The 16,948-nt window shown below is 41.0% G+C and carries 17 protein-coding genes; 7 read left to right on the top strand and 10 right to left on the bottom strand.

Annotation, left to right across the window (positions count from 1 at the left end; all coding sequences use genetic code 11):
• The first annotated feature begins 25 nt into the window (after positions 1-25).
• Complete coding sequence (gene lipA / locus E4S40_RS08265) at positions 26-904, top strand: lipoyl synthase (protein ID WP_135072904.1); 879 nt, start codon at positions 26-28, stop codon at positions 902-904.
• Positions 905-1,039: 135 nt separating this feature from the next.
• Here lipA and panB read toward each other — a convergent pair whose 3' ends face one another.
• From panB to E4S40_RS08245, 4 genes are read right to left on the bottom strand one after another with little or no spacing between them, the layout of a single operon-like run.
• A complete protein-coding gene (gene panB / locus E4S40_RS08260) occupies positions 1,040-1,861 on the bottom strand; it encodes a 3-methyl-2-oxobutanoate hydroxymethyltransferase (protein WP_135072902.1) in 822 nt (273 codons plus the stop codon).
• 5 nt (positions 1,862-1,866) lie between these two features.
• Positions 1,867-2,358 (bottom strand): phosphoribosyltransferase family protein, encoded by a 492-nt coding sequence (locus tag E4S40_RS08255; protein ID WP_135072900.1) that lies wholly within the window; start codon positions 2,356-2,358, stop codon positions 1,867-1,869.
• A 56-nt stretch (positions 2,359-2,414) separates the two neighbouring features.
• Entirely contained in the window at positions 2,415-3,341 is a 927-nt protein-coding gene (gene rsgA / locus E4S40_RS08250) for a ribosome small subunit-dependent GTPase A (RefSeq protein ID WP_135072898.1), read from the bottom strand.
• Position 3,342: 1 nt separating this feature from the next.
• Positions 3,343-4,578: a 3-deoxy-D-manno-octulosonic acid transferase gene (locus E4S40_RS08245; protein ID WP_135072896.1), complete on the bottom strand. Its 1,236-nt coding sequence runs from the start codon at positions 4,576-4,578 to the stop codon at positions 3,343-3,345.
• A gap of 167 nt (positions 4,579-4,745) precedes the next feature.
• Here E4S40_RS08245 and E4S40_RS08240 point away from each other — a divergent pair, with 167 nt between their 5' ends.
• Genes E4S40_RS08240 through E4S40_RS08230 form a run of 3 tightly spaced genes read left to right on the top strand, consistent with a single transcriptional unit; the run spans position 4,746 to position 6,593 of the window.
• Complete coding sequence (locus tag E4S40_RS08240; RefSeq protein ID WP_135072894.1) at positions 4,746-5,231, top strand: low molecular weight protein-tyrosine-phosphatase; 486 nt, start codon at positions 4,746-4,748, stop codon at positions 5,229-5,231.
• Positions 5,224-6,096 carry a fructosamine kinase family protein gene (locus E4S40_RS08235; RefSeq protein ID WP_135072892.1) on the top strand — a complete coding sequence of 291 codons (873 nt, stop codon included), beginning with the start codon at positions 5,224-5,226 and terminating at the stop codon, positions 6,094-6,096. The genes E4S40_RS08240 and E4S40_RS08235 overlap by 8 nt, the downstream gene beginning before the upstream one ends.
• Positions 6,096-6,593 (top strand): GNAT family N-acetyltransferase, encoded by a 498-nt coding sequence (locus E4S40_RS08230; protein ID WP_135072890.1) that lies wholly within the window; start codon positions 6,096-6,098, stop codon positions 6,591-6,593. Before E4S40_RS08235 ends, E4S40_RS08230 begins: the two co-directional genes overlap by 1 nt.
• 21 nt (positions 6,594-6,614) lie before the next feature.
• Here the strand turns inward: E4S40_RS08230 and E4S40_RS08225 are convergent, their stop codons facing one another.
• Positions 6,615-7,721, bottom strand: a complete 1,107-nt coding sequence (locus tag E4S40_RS08225) for a Gfo/Idh/MocA family protein (RefSeq protein ID WP_135072888.1) — start codon at positions 7,719-7,721, stop codon at positions 6,615-6,617.
• A gap of 31 nt (positions 7,722-7,752) precedes the next feature.
• Positions 7,753-9,039: an aspartate kinase gene (locus E4S40_RS08220; protein ID WP_135072886.1), complete on the bottom strand. Its 1,287-nt coding sequence runs from the start codon at positions 9,037-9,039 to the stop codon at positions 7,753-7,755.
• 57 nt (positions 9,040-9,096) lie between these two features.
• Between E4S40_RS08220 and fbp the strand changes: the two genes are divergently transcribed.
• On the top strand, positions 9,097-10,134 hold the full coding sequence (gene fbp, locus E4S40_RS08215) for a class 1 fructose-bisphosphatase (protein ID WP_135072884.1): 1,038 nt from the start codon (positions 9,097-9,099) through the stop codon (positions 10,132-10,134).
• 66 nt (positions 10,135-10,200) lie between these two features.
• Positions 10,201-11,361: a PQQ-dependent sugar dehydrogenase gene (locus tag E4S40_RS08210; protein WP_135072882.1), complete on the top strand. Its 1,161-nt coding sequence runs from the start codon at positions 10,201-10,203 to the stop codon at positions 11,359-11,361.
• 35 nt (positions 11,362-11,396) lie between these two features.
• Here E4S40_RS08210 and E4S40_RS08205 read toward each other — a convergent pair whose 3' ends face one another.
• The 3 genes from E4S40_RS08205 to E4S40_RS08195 all read right to left on the bottom strand — a co-directional run bounded on the left by E4S40_RS08205 (position 11,397) and on the right by E4S40_RS08195 (position 14,687).
• Complete coding sequence (locus tag E4S40_RS08205) at positions 11,397-12,455, bottom strand: NAD(P)H-dependent glycerol-3-phosphate dehydrogenase (RefSeq protein WP_135072880.1); 1,059 nt, start codon at positions 12,453-12,455, stop codon at positions 11,397-11,399.
• Complete coding sequence (locus tag E4S40_RS08200; protein ID WP_135072878.1) at positions 12,433-14,130, bottom strand: 1-acyl-sn-glycerol-3-phosphate acyltransferase; 1,698 nt, start codon at positions 14,128-14,130, stop codon at positions 12,433-12,435. The genes E4S40_RS08205 and E4S40_RS08200 overlap by 23 nt, the downstream gene beginning before the upstream one ends.
• Positions 14,131-14,207: 77 nt before the next feature.
• A complete protein-coding gene (locus E4S40_RS08195) occupies positions 14,208-14,687 on the bottom strand; it encodes a DUF4199 domain-containing protein (RefSeq protein WP_135072876.1) in 480 nt (159 codons plus the stop codon).
• Between the two features lie 145 nt (positions 14,688-14,832).
• On the opposite strand from E4S40_RS08195, the gene E4S40_RS08190 reads away from it, so the two are divergent.
• Positions 14,833-15,807 (top strand): polyprenyl synthetase family protein, encoded by a 975-nt coding sequence (locus tag E4S40_RS08190; protein ID WP_135072874.1) that lies wholly within the window; start codon positions 14,833-14,835, stop codon positions 15,805-15,807.
• Between the two features lie 22 nt (positions 15,808-15,829).
• Here the strand turns inward: E4S40_RS08190 and E4S40_RS08185 are convergent, their stop codons facing one another.
• Positions 15,830-16,906, bottom strand: a complete 1,077-nt coding sequence (locus E4S40_RS08185) for a glycoside hydrolase family 43 protein (RefSeq protein WP_135072872.1) — start codon at positions 16,904-16,906, stop codon at positions 15,830-15,832.
• Between the last annotated feature and the right edge of the window lie 42 nt (positions 16,907-16,948).

Genomic DNA, 16,948 nt, shown 5'->3' with positions numbered 1-16,948 from the left:
ATTTTGACCTGAAAAATCTACTGACATGATAGAATTACCCGTAATATCCGAAGAAGCAACTCGAAGAAAAAAGCCAGATTGGTTGAGAGTGAAACTTCCTGTGGGTAAAGAGTATGCAAAAGTCCGCAAATTGGTAGACCAGCATAAACTCCACACCATCTGTGAAAGTGGAAACTGTCCCAATATGGGAGAGTGTTGGGGAGCTGGCACAGCTACTTTCATGATTTTAGGAAATGTTTGTACACGTTCTTGTTCTTTTTGCGCTGTAGCTACTGGCAGGCCACCTGAATATGATGAAGACGAACCGAGAAGAGTAGCAGAAGCCATCAAACTTATGGGGGTAAAGCATGCTGTCATTACTTCAGTCAATCGTGATGAACTGAAAGATAGAGGCGCAGAAATTTGGTATCAAACGGTGGTAAAGACGAAAGAGCTTTCTCCGGAAACTACCATTGAAACACTTATCCCAGATGTAAAAGCAAATTGGGATGCACTTTACAGAATGATCAGTGGTGGCCAAGAGGTCGTTTCTCATAATATGGAAACTGTAGAGAGCCTTTACAGAAGAGTCCGTCCTCAAGCCAAATACACCCGCTCCCTTGAGCAAATTAAGCTTACGAAGGAATATGGCAAGCGAACCAAAACAGGAATCATGCTGGGCCTTGGAGAGACCAAAGAGGAAGTCTATAAAGCGATGGACGACTTGGTAGCACACGGATGTGACATCTTGACTTTGGGACAGTATTTACAGCCAACCAAAATGCACATTGAGGTTGCTGAATTCATCCATCCGGATCTATTCGAGCACTATCGCGAAGAAGGATTGAAGCGAGGTTTGAAATATGTAGAGTCTGGACCCCTAGTCCGCTCTTCATACCATGCCGAACGTCACGTAAATGTATAAATCAAGAAAGCCATCTAAATAGATGGCTTTCTTCATTTTCATTTCTTTTTGATTCGAAAATCTTTAACCCTCCTTATTTAGGTAAGCATAACCAGATTAGCAATCTCCTATTCTTTAAATGAAAAAAGCTACTATTCAGTAGCTCTCAGATTCATTCGGGAATTTTCTACCCTTGACATCTTTTATATAATTCTGAAATGCCTCGGTCATAATAGACTGCAAGTCGGCGTATTGACGTAAAAACCGAGGCTTAAATTCCTGAGTTATTCCTAACATATCGTGCATCACCAAAACTTGACCATCTACATCAGGACCGGCTCCAATGCCAATTACAGGAATACGTACACTTTCGGCTACTTTTTTGGCCAAAGAAGCTGGGATTTTTTCAAGTACAATTGCAAAACAACCGCACTCCTCAAGCAACTTGGCATCTTCCAATAATTTTTGAGCTTCAGCCTCCTCTTTTGCCCTAACCGTGTAAGTCCCAAACTTATAAATAGACTGAGGGGTCAATCCCAAGTGTCCCATGACCGGTACCCCTGCACTTAAAATTCTACTAACCGATTCTCTAATTTCCGATCCCCCTTCAACTTTGACTGCATGAGCACCCGACTCTTTCATTATCCGGATAGCGGATCGTAAAGCCTCAGAACTATTCCCCTGATAATGTCCAAAGGGAATATCCACTACAATAAATGCCCGACGAACTGCCCTAACGACAGATGATGCGTGGTAAATCATCTGGTCCAAGGTAATGGGCAAGGTAGTTTCATGACCGGCCATCACATTGGAGGCTGAATCACCCACCAAAACAATATCAATTCCTGCACGATCCACGATTGATGCCATCGAAAAGTCATAGGCTGTCAACATGGATATTTTCTCCCCTCTATCTTTCATTTCCTGAAGGATATGGGTCGTCACCCGTTTAATTGATGAGGTTGCGTGAACAGACATATTTATTAGAGAAGATGTACTGAAAATTGTGGACCAGAAAGATCCACACGAATATGTTCATTGAGTGTGGTGGCAAGTTCATAACCAGTATAATCAGGTCTTAAAGGGAAAAGCCCATGCTCCCGATTAACGAGTACCGCCAGTTCCATTTTACTGATATCCTCTTCAAGAAATGGCTTCATAGCATAGGCTACAGTCCTTCCCGTATTGAGAACATCATCCACTAAAATCAATGTCTTACCAGTTAATACAAGCTCTTTTGAAAGCGTGATATTTGATTGAGAAACATTGGATTTATCAAGTTGTACTTCCAACTCCTCAACCGAAAGATCAGATATCACTTTCAGCTCGTTAGCAAGAAGCTCGGAGAGAATCAAACCCATCCCTGAAATTCCGGCAAAGACAACTCCTGAAGTATGGAGATTTCGCTCATATATCTCATAAGCCATTCGGGTGACTTTCTGCCGGATTTGTTTGTCGTTGAGAACTTCGCTCATGGGTAATAATTAAGTTTGAAAATTAGGCCTATTTGATTTGCAATCAAAATCCTTAACTATCGATGGGTATCTTCTTCGTGTAAAATGTTCAAATAACTTGTGTAACGGCTGGGATGAATGAGCCCTTCTTCCAGTTTTTGCATCACCATACATCCAGGTTCATTCACATGTCGGCAATTATGAAATTTACACTGACCAAGGTAAGCTCGCATTTCAGGAAAATAATGCGATAGCTCATTCTCTTCAATGTCTAAAATTCCAAACTCCTTGATTCCAGGTGTATCGATAATATCTCCTCCGGCTGGCAATTCAAAAAGCTCGGCAAATGTCGTCGTATGAACCCCTTTACTGCTAAATTTGGATACTTGTTTGGTAGGTTGAGCAGCTTGAGGAACCAATCTATTTAGCAAGGTAGACTTCCCTACCCCCGAATGACCTGATATCAAGGTGGATTTGTCTTTCAGCAAATCCTGAAATTTTTGAGGCAAATCCCTATCCTCTTCAGCCGATATTTCAATTACTTGATAACCTAAAGGTTCATAAATTTCATGTAATTCTTTCAGCCATTTTTTTCCCTTCTCAGTGCTACCATATAAATCCATTTTATTGACTACCAATAGGGCTGGAATCCGGAAACTTTCTGTACTGACTAAAAATCGATCAATAAAACCAAAGGAAGTCCTTGGTTGCTCCATGGTTACTAAAAGCATGGCCTGATCCAAATTACTAGCGATGATGTGTGAAAAATGCTGCTTCCTCGTAGACTTTCGAATAATGTAATTTTCCCTGGGAAGAATAGAACGAATCACCGCAGTAGCTTGACCTAACTCCTCTTCCATTTCAACCCAATCTCCAACCGCAATCGGGTTTGTTAATTTCAAGTCGTCTTGTTTGAATTTCCCCTTTAGCCTTGCCTGAACATGTTGGTTTTCAACCATGACTGTATACCAACTACCAGTAGATTTTATGACTCTTCCTTTCATTTCACTGCAATTTACTGGTTAATTCGTAGATTTTTTCCGCCGCACCCAGATTCGATTTTACCCATTCTTTAGCAGCTTTTTGAGATTGGGAATAATATTCTGAAGAAGCAAGACTTTCAAAAACCACTTCCAATTCCTTGTGATCTTTTACTTCAAATCCACAGCCTTTTTCAACAGCTTCCATGGCTTCTGGAAATTTTCCGGCTTTCCTCACTTTCCCAAAAATAACAGGCACTCCAAATCCGATAGGTTCTAAAATATTGTGAAGCCCTGCTCCGAAAGCTCCTCCCACATAAGCCACATGGGCAAATTGATAAAGAGAAGAAAGCATCCCAATGGTGTTGACAAATAAAACTGAGGAAGACTTTGTTGAGTCCCAACCGGTATAGAATTGAGAAGGAAGGATGATTTTTGCCTTCCATTTTTCCATAGGTTCTGGATTCATACTATGAGGAGCAATCAGCCAAGAATAATCAGGATGAGAATTAATAAGTGGAATAAGAATCTCCATATCTTCTTCCCAAACAGAACCTAATACGATCGTTTTTTTCTCACCTATCCAAGTTCTTATTTGAGGAAAGGCTTTGGGGGAATTTGCGGTAGCAGCCACTCGATCAAACCGAGTGTCTCCAACCTTTGTATATCTCGAAAAACCAATTTGTGACAATAACTTGTCGCTTTTCTCATTTTGGGTGAATATCTGATCGAAAAAAAACAGAGGCTTCCGAAAGAATCCTCTCCTTTTGAAAAACACTTGATCTTCCCGAAAACTCGCGGAAATCAAATACAAGGGGATTTGACGATATGCTATTTCTTTCAAAAAATTGAACCAAAGATCATATTTGACGAAAAACACGATGTCTGGACGTAGGATTTCTAAAAACTTACGGACATAACCCACTCGATCCAAAGGCAAATACACCACCCCATCTAAATCCTGATCTTGTCGCTTTATTACTGGCTCATAGCCAGAAGGAGAAAAAAAACTTACCAAAATCCTGGTTTCAGGCTTTTTTTGCTTCCACAAATGAATTAAAGGTTTTGCTTGCTCAAATTCTCCAAGAGAAGCCACGTGAAACCAAACCAATTTTCCATCATGGGATTTACGGAAGTCACTCAGCTTTCCAAACAAATCCTTTCTGCCTTTAACAAAAAGAGCCAGTCTTGGAGAAAATAGGGATGCAAATGGCAATAGCCCATCAACTATCCAGAGCACCAATCGGTAAATCCAAACCATGGCTAAAATTAGCTTTTATCAAGACAAGTAAGGTCCTCAAAGGACTCAAAAAGTTAAAGCTCAGATATTTTTCAAAAAATGAGCGTACAATTTGTTGATTCAGAACAAAAATTTCTATTTTCAAAGTTACCGTTTTAGACTAGTCCAACGCGAATCGAAATTTTGTAATGATTAAAGTACTATTTGTTTGCCTAGGTAATATTTGTAGATCCCCTTTGGCGGAGGCCATATTTAATGATAAAGTCAAAAAACTCGGCATTGAATCCTACTTTAAAAGTGACAGTGCAGGGACTTCCGACTATCATATAGGTGAATTACCGGATGAACGTACTATTCGATGCGCAAACGCCAATAATATCAAAATCCAACATCGGGGAAGACAAGTCAACCGGGTGGATTTTAGAGAGTTTGATTACATTTTGGCCATGGATCATCAAAATATCCAAAACCTCAACCATATGAAATCAAAGTATGGCTTTGGGGAAAAGGAAATTTACTTGATTCGAGATTTTGTGGAAGGAAGCGAAGGTCAACCTGTACCTGATCCATACTATGGTGGGGAGGAAGGATTCCATGAAATCTACAGCATCCTTGATGAAGCGATTAACCATTTTTTAAATACAATCCAGGAACGTCACCGCATTTATGCTTGACCTGAACGGGATCTACGAGCAAGTACTTTTTCAAAGCCTAGGTCCCATGGCGGAGTTTAAATCTGCTACCCTAATTGCAGCAGGAAATCATAATCAAGGAATTCGACTCAGCAGTTCAGAAGGTGTTTTTTTTCTCAAATTGAATTTTGATCATGAAAAAGACATCCTTGTTCGAGAAGCCCAAGGTCTTGATTTACTTCGAAAATCGACCTTTTTAAAGGTTCCGGAAGTTTATGGATTCGGCAGAGTTGAAGATTACAATTATCTCCTTACTGAATTCATTCCTGGAGGAAGAAAAGCGCCAAATTACTGGGAAAATTTAGGAATTGGTCTCGCCCACCTTCATCTCACCCAACAGGATTACTTCGGCTTACATCAAGATAATTTTATTGCATCTCTTTACCAGAAAAATCTTCATACAGAAAATTGGCTTGACTTCTTTATCGAACAGCGCTTGGAACCGCTTCTGGGAAAAGCCTATTTTGACCGGCTCATTCCTTTGGATTTTCTAAAAAAATTCCAGGAGATCTATCCCAAACTTCAAGGAATTTTTCCTGAAGAGTCTCCCTCCCTAGTTCATGGTGATTTGTGGTCTGGAAATGTGATCATCCATGAAGATGGTCAACCCTGTCTTATCGACCCTGCCATTTATTTTGGCCACCGCGAGATGGATTTAGCATTCAGCAGACTCTTTGGAGGTTTTGACTCGCAATTTTATGAAGCCTATGAATCTGTATTTCCTTTAGAACCGGGTTTTGAAAATCGAATGGGTATATATAATCTTTATCCGCTTCTAGTTCATCTCAATTTATTTGGAACAGCCTACCTTCCCGGAATAGAAAAGATCGTCAATCGCTTTCAATAATGAGCCTAGAAATCCGAGAATATCAACCTGCCGACTCTGAAGCCATTTTGGGGATCATTAATGACTCCATTGAAAACACCTCTCACAACTATGACTATTTTCCAAAAACCCTAGAGGAAGTTCAGCAAAACTTTGAGAGTAAAATCAAAGAGGGATATCCGGTATTAGTGGGAACATTAAATGGAAAAGTTTGTGGCTATGCTACCTATGGTAAATTCAGAGCGAAACCCGGATATAATCGAAGCCTTGAGCATACCATCTATTTGAATTCGGATGCTCAGGGAAAAGGATTTGGAACTGAATTGATGAAACAGCTCATCCATATTGCCAAATCCCAAGGTTATCATGTGATGGTTGCGGGAATGGACTCTGAAAACACGGGCAGCTATCGCTTTCATGAGCGATTGGGCTTTCGGGAAGTCGCTCGAATTCCTGAAGTAGCATTCAAGTTTGACAAGTGGCTAACTCTTGTCTTTATGCAATTGATTTTGGATTAAAATTTTTTAAGTGTTTAAAAACTAGACAAGCTCTACTTTTTTTCCAGTTCGTACCGCTTCATAGATGGCATCAATAATCACCATGTCTCGTAAACCTTCTTCTCCATCCACTGGAATAATTGGCTTTTTCCCCTCCAAAATTATTTGAGCCATTTCGTCCATTTGGGTAGTCTGATGAGTGATATGTTCAGCCTCAATAGGCCCTTGATTTGTCCAAGCTTGAATGGGCCCATAGCCTGTCGATGGTTGCATTTCAGCAAAACCTTTTGTTCCGTTTAAGAAAAATTTATCCAAATTATTGAGAGAATAGGTGGAAAGACAGGATGCTACAGCACCGGACGGGAAGCCCATTTGAAACGTAATCGTCTCATCCACTCCCTCTTTAAATTTGACGGGATCAGTTTTCACTTCCTGTGCGGTCACCCAGATCGGTTCTTCACCTAACATATAGCGTGCTCCATTTACTGAATAGATTCCAATATCCATCATCGAGCCTCCACCTGCTAATTCCTTATTCAGCCTCCACTGATTGGGATCACCAATAATGAACCCGCTCAATCCCTGAAAAAACAGAGTTTTCCCAAACTGACCAGCTCTTTGCCTTTTTACTACTTCCAAAGTCTTTGCTTCAAAGTGCATTCTATAACCAATCAGCAAATGAACTCCTGCCTTTTTGCAGGCATCTACCATTTCTTTTCCTTCAGCAGCATTAAGAGCCATGGGTTTTTCACAAATGACATGCTTTCCCGCTTGAGCTACTCGAATCGAATAGGGCTTATGCAAAGAATTGGGAGTGATTACATAAACCGCATCAATGTCTGGATTATCTTTGATTTGGTCGAAATTTTCATAGTTGTAGCAATTCTTAGCGGGGATATCATACTTCTCTTTCCAGCTCTCGATTTTTGAAGGCGTACCACTTATCACTCCTACCAATTTCGCCCGCTTACAATCCCGCATAGCCTCGGCTACGCGAGTTCCATAACTTCCAAGCCCCATTATCGCTACCCGAAGAACTTTATCTTCTTTGGGAAAAACAGACCTTGAAAAACTATCTGCAAAAGGTAAATTGACAGCCGCCAAAGTAGTTAGGCCTGCCTTCTGAATAAATTGTCTTCGAGTTTGCATGGGTTAGAAATTTTAATAACTCTTTAAGTTACTAAACTTTTTCTTGCTCTACGATTTTCCGGCGTACGGCTTGAAAGGTGTTTCTTGTCGTCTGCTCTAGCAAAAGATCGTAGCCATCAAGAAAAGGCTCAAAATCTACTTTTTTATGGTTCAAAATCGTCAATAACTCCAGGCCCGAATTGAAACGAATTTCAAAATCATTTTTCAAATACTTGAGCAATCGGTCGAGCTTAAACAATTCATCGTCGATCACTACTGAGACACTGATTGCCGACAATTGCAACATATTGACACGAAGCTTTAAATTCTTCAATTGATCGTAAATCTGATGGATATGTTCCTCCCCAATGAATGTAAAGTCAGTCACTTTGAAGGTGATCAGAATTTGATTTTTCTTGAGGATAAATGCAGGAATTTCCTGATTGGGAGCTTGGCCATGAATCTTGGTCCCCGAAGCTTCAGGATTTAAAAAGGACTTTACAAAAAGGGGAATTCCTTTATTCGCAAGTGGTTTAATGGTTTTGGGATGAATGACAGAAGCCCCAAAATAGGTCATCTCAGCTGCCTCCTTATAGCCCAATTCATCAAACTTTTGGGTTTGTGAAAAAATCTTGGGGTCTGCATTCAAAACTCCGGGGACATCCTTCCAAATGGTGACAGAGTTGGCATTTAGTGAAGAGGCCAAAATAGCTGCAGTAAAATCCGATCCTTCCCTTCCCAAAGTGGTGCTTCGACCTTTTCCATCACTTCCTATAAATCCCTGCGTGATGACAGGGAATTGATCCAAAATAGGATTCAGGATTCGTTGACTTTGTTTTCGGGTCTTTTCCCAATCCACTAGGGCAAAACGAAAATCAGAAGAAGTCCGAATCAGCTCGCGTGCATCCTGCCAAACAACCAATAATCCCTGACTACATAAATACTCAGAAATTATGCGAGTCGAAATTAACTCCCCAAAGGACACAATCCGATCGTAAGATTCGTCATAATTACTCTGATTGATAGGAGCATGAAACTGATTTTCAAGTTGGGTAAATAAGTTGTCGATTCGGGGGAAAATAGAATGATCCTCTGGAAAAAGCTTCTGACAAATCTCCAAATGAAAATTCTTAATAATTGTACATTCCTTAGAATATTCTAAATTTTCCATTCTCTGCCGAATCAGACTTTCAAGGGCATTTGTCGTTTTCCCCATAGCAGAAATCACTAAAACCATCCGATTTCGCAATCGATTACGCAAAATTTCAGCTAAGTTTTTGATAGAATCCGCATCTTTAACAGATGCACCTCCAAATTTGAAAATGATTGTTTTTGTCATTCAATTTTCTTCCTAATTTCGGGTAGATATAAACCCAAATATTGTACTTTTCTAATAATGAAAATCAATCCTTACCAACCTGACCAATCAGGCATGGCCTATTCGGTTGGGACTACTTTAGATCGCTTTATCAAACTCAAACAAAGCGATTTCCCTTTTGCTTCCGGTGAACTCTCACAATTACTCCGGGACATTGCACTTGCCGCAAAGATCGTCAATCGCGAAACCAACAGAGCTGGCCTAGCAAATATCGGAGGAGCCTTTGGTCAAACAAATGTGCAAGGTGAAGAACAGCAAAAACTGGACGTCATTGCCAACATTCGATTTATGCGAGCCTTGAGTAAAGGTGGCGAAGTCTGTGCCATAGTTTCCGAAGAAGAGGATGCAGTGGTGGATTTGCAGAATAATTCCGGAAAATATGTGGTAGCCATCGATCCTTTAGATGGAAGTTCCAACATTGATGTGAACATTAGTATCGGAACGATTTTTTCTATTTACCGCAGAAAAACACCAATTGGTAGCCCCATTCAGCAGGAAGACATCATGCAGCCCGGATCGGAACAAGTAGCTGCCGGATATGTGCTTTATGGGTCTTCCACCATGCTAGTGTACACGACTGGATTCGGGGTCAATGGATTCACTTATGAAACCAGCTTAGGAGAATTTTTCCTTTCCCATCCACAAATTCAGGCTCCGACCTCAGGCACCATATATTCAATAAATGAGGGTTTGGAAAAAGATTGGCAAGACGGAATAAAAAGCTATGTAGACCAATGCAAAGAAAATAGATTCGCTGCCCGATACATTGGTTCATTAGTAGCTGATTTTCATCGAAATCTTCTTAAAGGAGGCATCTATTTATATCCTGCTACCAAGAAAAACCCAACTGGGAAACTGCGCCTTTTATATGAAGCAAATGCATTGGCTTTTATTGCAGAACAGGCGGGCGCTAAAGCGAGTGATGGAAAAAGGAGGATTCTTGATATTGTCCCGGAATCCCTTCATCAACGCACTCCTTTATTGATTGGATCCGCTGAGTTGGTCGACGAGGCTATGCATCATATCCAACTAGCTAAAGAGCAGGCGACCATTTGAAAGAATCCGCGGTCTTGATTACTAGATATGTACTAACTTGCGCTTCATATTGAAGACTAATTAACTATGAAAAAACCGCATATTCTATTTCTTTTCGCAGGGACTATTATGGCCTTTTCTTCATGTTCTCAAAAAGAAGAAATTGAAGCTTCCAAGCCGATTGACCCTACTTTTGCTACGCAAACAGAGAAGCATTTGATCAAAGTAGATACGCTTTTCACCGAATTGGAAGGCCCATGGGGAATGACTTGGCTTTCTGATGGTAGAATGCTTATCACGGAGAGAAAAGGTGAAATCTTGATTTTCGAAAATGACCAATTCACAGGACAAAAAGTTCAGGGACTACCTGAGGTTCACGAGGTAAACCAAGCTGGCCTTCTCGACGTTGCTGCACATCCGGATTATGAAGAAAACGGTTGGATTTATATCGCCTATGCCAAACCTTTTCCGGATAATAAGGGAGCTTTGACCATCATGCGATTTAAGCTGGATGACAACAATCAGGCTATCAATCAGGAAGAGTTAATTGTAGCCCTTCCAGAATGGGAAGGCGGCCGACACTTTGGAAGCCGAATCGTTTTTGATAATGATGGCTATCTTTATTTCTCAAATGGAGACAAAGGAAACAAGCCTGAGAACGCCCAAGATCTAACCAATCCACACGGAAAAATTCACCGAATCCATGATGATGGCCGTATTCCTAGTGACAATCCTTTTGTAAATGAGCCGAATGCATTTGCCTCCATTTGGTCATATGGAAATAGAAATCCTCAAGGTTTGTATTTCGACAAGGTCAATAATCGACTTTGGGAAACTGAACACGGACCCATGGGTGGTGATGAATTGAACTTGATTGAAAAAGGCAAGAATTACGGTTGGCCAGTAATCACCTATGGCGTCAACTATAATGGTACACCAATTACTGACATCACCGAAAAGGAAGGCATGGAACAACCTGTAACCTATTATGTTCCCTCCATTGCAACCTGCGGAATGACACTAGTTACCTCCGATCGATATCCAAACTGGAAAGGAGACATCTTAATTGGTGCTTTGGCGAAAATGCACATTAACCGTGTGGATATGGAAGGTACTGATGCACTTTCTCAGGAAATCATGTTCCAAGACTTGGGGCGTGTAAGACAGGTTTCTGAAAGCCCTGATGGCTATTTGTATGCAATAACCGAAGGAACTGGTCTTCTGGTGAAATTACTTCCGGTACAATAAAAATCAAGAAAGCTCTTCAAAACGAAGAGCTTTTTTTATACAAAGTCTACATCCACATTGAAGGGGTATTTCATAAGGAATTGGAGGGCCTCTTCTATTTCAAGCTCTTCGAATAAAACTCTATATAAATTTTCCGTAATCGGAGCCCTTAAATCAGCTGATTCCAGAAATCCTTTGATGATTTTTACGGTATTGATGCCTTCAGCTACTTCCTCCATATCAGCCAAAATCTCACTTAATTTTTCTCCTTTGGCCAAGCGATAACCTACGGTAAAGTTTCGAGAATTGACAGAATTACAAGTAGTAACAAGGTCACCCACTCCTGCCAATCCAAAAACCGATTTGACACTTCCTCCCAAAGCCTTGCTCAAATGGATCATCTCGACCATTCCACGAGAGATCAATAGGCCTTTGGCATTTTCTCCCAAACCTAAGCCTGCCAAAGCCCCAGCAGCGATGGCAATAATATTTTTCAAAACCCCGCTGAGTTCGACGCCAATAATGTCGGAATTTCCATAAACCTGGAATCGCTCCGATCGAAGCAATCGCTGCCCTTCCAAAATCACCTCATTGAATTTTGAAGCAATTACGGTGGCAGCAGGTTGAGAAAGTGCTAATTCTTTAGAAATATTAGGCCCTGCCAAACAGCCCACCCGAACAGCAACCGTTTCCTTTTGAAGCACCTCACTCATGGTTAAGATTCGGCGACGATTGATACTCTTCAATGAATCCAAATCCTTTCCTTCAGGTAAATCCAAGCAAAGGCCTTTGGTGCCATGAATTACCAAGTGATAAGGCTGTAGAAAAGGAGCAAATTTTCTAGCTACCTCCTGAAAACCCGAACTAGGAACCATAAAAAATATGGTATGGCAAGAATTGCAGAGTTCTTCTGGATCATGTGTAGCTAGAATGGTTGGATCAAATTCCCGATTCTGAGCACGATGAAATTGATTAATTTCCTCAACCACCTCTTCCTTGCGGGCATAAACCAGCACCTTATTTTTCTCGGCCAGCATATTCGCTATGACTGTACCAAAGCTCCCCACACCAACTACTCCTACCACAGCGTCTTTAGAAAAGTTTTTCAAGTCCATAGCCATGTAATCTATTGTGATAAAAGTAGAGCAAACTGATGTCCTCGGTAACGATTTGACCCTGTTTATTTTGAATCAAAGGCCTCTTCGCATGATACATACCCACATTATCCAACCCGTGAGCAATAATCTCGTCCATTCCCTGTTTCATATGGGGAGCAATTTTAATTTTCCCCTCTTCCCGCAAACGCATGATTTGATCATACACTCGTTGACAGTCATCTTTAAATTCCTGGTAGTCGATGAAAATCTCTTCTTCGGGCAAGCGAATCAAATCGAATAAATCCAACTTGGAGTTTCTTGCTTGAATCATCTCAAAAGCCGTAAATGCCACTAAATGGGAGCTAAACACGCGATTGATTCGATGGAATTCCTCCACGATCCGCTTCCCAAGCATTTGTGTATATTCTTCCTCCCGCTGATGATCCACATTCACTTCCCCATTTGACATGAAGTAATGCTTCGGATTGATGACACGGCCATGTTGATCGAGGCTATCCCCATTTTCATCTACATAATTACCAAGCACATCCATCGCCTTCCCAACGGAAACAGAAATATCTGACCCCTTAGTAAAAAACTTTATCAAAAACTTTGAGATTTTGTAAGAGGTAGAAAACTCATCATTTTCCTTGTAATAGCGCTCCTGTCCAGTAATGCTCAAATAGTCTCGGATAAGACTAGGAGCCTCCAGTACAAAATGATAATTGATTGTGACAGGGACGATAAATACCTTCCCATTAATTTCATCTAAGCCATGCTGGTAATTACTTCGCTGAGCTTCAATCGCTGTACTCAGGAGCCCTAACTTCAATTTGCTCTCTATCATTCCACTTCTACTTCGTGTACCTCCCGGAAAAAACAGGGAATGACAGCCAAAACGGATCGCTTCTTTGGAGTAGGTTTTGAGAGTTTCCAGATAAACCAAGTTTTTCTTCCGGCGATCCACCTTGTAAGCACCCAAGGCATCCATGAAGTAAGCGAAAATCGAAATATTAAACAGGTTCAGTCCCGCTCCATAAATGAATGGAGGTAGGCCCAAAACTGAAATAATCCAACCAATCAAGATACTATCCAAATTGGAGAAGTGGGTCGGAACCATGACAATCGTGCCCTTAGTCGCTAAATCACGAAGTTGATCCGTCTCTCCGGTAATCTGAATCTTATCCTGAAGAGAATATTGATTGGAAAATATGGACTTAAAGCCCTTTACCCGAGCTGCATTCAAAAGCCGGGCAAACCCAAAGGTGACAACACTCCGGATGAATTTATAATGCTGATGCTTGAAATTGCTCGCAATCTCCTCTGAATAGCGGGTAGTGATGGATTCAAGAATTTGCTGATACTCATGAATTCGTTGGGCATCACTCAGCTTATTTTCGCTATTGATATGCAAAAGGGAAGCCTTTACTTTCCCCCAAAACTCTGCCTCATCATCCGGATCAACGACCCAAGGATTTTGTTTAATCCGAAGCTTTTCCCGATACAAGGTCGTTTCAAGCTCTTCTTTTAAAATTTCTGGATTATTTCCGGTTTGATTTAAGATTCTTCGCTGTGACTTCTCGGAAACTTTTTTGACAAAATCCTTCCTCTCCCTAGCCAATTTGACCACAGGCCACTCATCCTTACTGGGAAGGATTGGTTCATACCGGTGTTTAATATATTTTTCCTCCAAGGGGATTACTTCATTTTAAAATGAGAAGGCAAAGATAAAGAATTACAAATTCTAGGAACTTGGTTTTGGAATGGCACTTATTTCCTTGAACGAACAAACAAGGCAACCACCAAGGTGGTGATTAGACCCATCATCAATGCGCCAATCACTGATATAAGCATGTAATTTTTCAGGCTAAAATAAGCCTCTGCCTCTGTTTGTTCCATCATCCCATTGGAAACGGAGTATTCAATCACATTGGTAAAATATTCTGGAGTAATAAAGGTGCTGATTATGTATTGATTCAGAGGACTCAAAATCGCCACAATCAAGGTAATGATTAGGCCTGTCATAAATCCCTGTTTATAAGTCATCTGCCCTCCATAAAAATTTTTCTTTTTATCCAATAAGGCTAGAACATAGACCATAATTGCAGGTATTGCATAGAGATTGGTGTAGGAAGCATGGTCGGCAATAGCTTCGTCGTGCCAGCCCATAGATTTTTCGAACATCATCCAGAGCAGGGTCATCACCAAAAAGACAATGGCCCATTTAATTTCAATTCGCAGATTTTTCATAGTGCAGGGGACTTGGGTTTTGAATTAATTCATCAAAATACACAAAATCCCGAAACGAAACCTTCTATTTCAAGTTTGTGAGTTATGAAGTAAGAATCGCTTGTCCTAGAGTGAAAGCCTGTTATTTTTACGCCAGCAATTCCTGATGAAACCTGACCTCAAACAAATACAAGTCCCAATAGCTTCCGAAATGCTCGTTTTCGAGCAGAAGTTTCGGGATTTCATGAAGAGTAAAGTCAAACTCCTCGACCACATCACCAATTACATTGTCAAGCGAAAAGGGAAGCAAATGCGCCCCATGTTCGTCTTTTTAACGGCGGGAATCTGTGGAAAAATCAATGACTCAACCCATAGAGGTGCTGCACTCATTGAATTGCTTCATACGGCAACATTAGTACATGACGATGTAGTCGATGACGCCAACTATCGAAGAGGATTTTTTTCGGTTAATGCCCTTTGGAAAAACAAAATCGCGGTTTTAGTCGGAGATTACTTGCTTTCCCGAGGTTTGTTATTATCGGTCGATAATGGAGATTTCCACCTGTTGCAAATAGTCTCCAATGCCGTCAAGGAAATGTCTGAAGGAGAGCTTCTGCAAAGTTACAAGGCCCGAAAGTTGGATGTGGACGAATCGGTTTACTATGAGATCATCCGACAAAAAACTGCAAGTCTAATAGCATCCTGCTGTGCAGTTGGAGCTGCTAGCGTCAATGGAGATTTGGAGAAAGTCAGCAAAATGCGGGATTTCGGTGAAAAAGTGGGGATGGCTTTCCAGATCAAGGATGATTTGTTTGACTATGGAGAAGATGAAATCGGCAAGCCAGTAGGTATTGACATCAAAGAGAAAAAGATGACCTTACCGCTTATCTATGCACTTCGAAATGCAGATTGGTTGGAAAAAAGAAGAATTATCAGTCTAATCAAAAATAAATCTGAGGACAAAAAAGCAGTAGCCGAGGTAATAAACTTCGTGAAAAGTAGTGGTGGATTAGAATACGCAAAAGAAAAAATGAACAGCTTCTATCAGGAAGCCTTAAGTCTTTTGGATGAATTCCCCGAATCAGACTACAAAACCTCTCTTAGGGATTTAGTAAGTTATTCAATCGAGCGAAAAAAGTAAGCCGGAATTTCTCCGGCTTATTTTATTTCATGGGATTGATTGTTTGAATTTTCCCATCCGGGAGATGGGTCAATTCCGTCATTTTGATATTTCGAAGTGGAGTTTTTCCAGACAACTCGGTGTCGTGGTAGAAGAGATACCACTTTCCTTCAAATTCCACAATAGAATGATGATTAGTCCAGCCTTGTACCGGTTCTAGAACATTTCCTTGATAAGTAAAAGGACCATATGGAGAATCACCGATGGCATATGCTATGAAATGCGTGTCTCCTGTTGAATAGGACAAATAATATTTGCCATTGTGTCGATGCATCCACGCAGCTTCAAAAAATCTTCGATCATGGTCTCCCGCCTTAATAGGCTCCCCATTTTCATCCAAAATCAAAACCTCTCGAGGTTGCTCTGCCAGATCGGTCATTGAGTCCGAAAGCTTGGCAATGTATGGCATCAATGCCGCTTGGTCCGGTGCGGGAATCCCATCTGTAGGCCCTTTTCTACCTTCTACCAATTTTTGATCATCATACCATTGAAGTTGACCTCCCCAGATTCCACCCCAAATCAAATAATAATCTTCACCATCTTGAAATGCGGAGGGATCCATGCTGAAAGTTCCAGCTATTGGCTCAGGTTCTGCCACGAAAGGCCCCTCAGGCTTATCTGACACTGCTACACCAATCTTGAAAATATCCTGCTTATCCTTAGCTGGAAAATAGAGGTAATATTTCCCATTTTTCTCAGCGGCATCCGGGGCCCAAAGCTGTCTACTTGCCCAAGGAATATCTTCTAACTTAAGAGCAACCCCATGATCAACCACTTCAGCTCCAGGTTGATCCATCGAAAAAACATGGTAATCCTTCATGTCAAAATGGGAGCCCATATCATCTTCGCTGACTTCAGTTTCTATATCATGTGAAGGGTAGACGTAGATTTTTCCCTCAAAAACATGTGCCGAAGGATCTGCGGTGTAGATATGCTCTACGAGTGGAGAATGAGCAAATACTGATAGCTCTTCTATTTCTTCAGTTTCGGTGACCTGCTTCGGTTGAGAACAAGCAAAAGCCAAAAGCAAAGATCCCAGCAAATAAGCAGAAATTCTCATGGTTAATTTAGGTTTGATTGGGTCTGAAAATAGTAAAGGGAA

Origin of the sequence: Algoriphagus kandeliae, from assembly GCF_004571135.1 — a bacterium.
GTDB lineage: Bacteria > Bacteroidota > Bacteroidia > Cytophagales > Cyclobacteriaceae > Algoriphagus > Algoriphagus kandeliae.
This window is presented reverse-complemented; position numbering and strand designations above follow the sequence as displayed.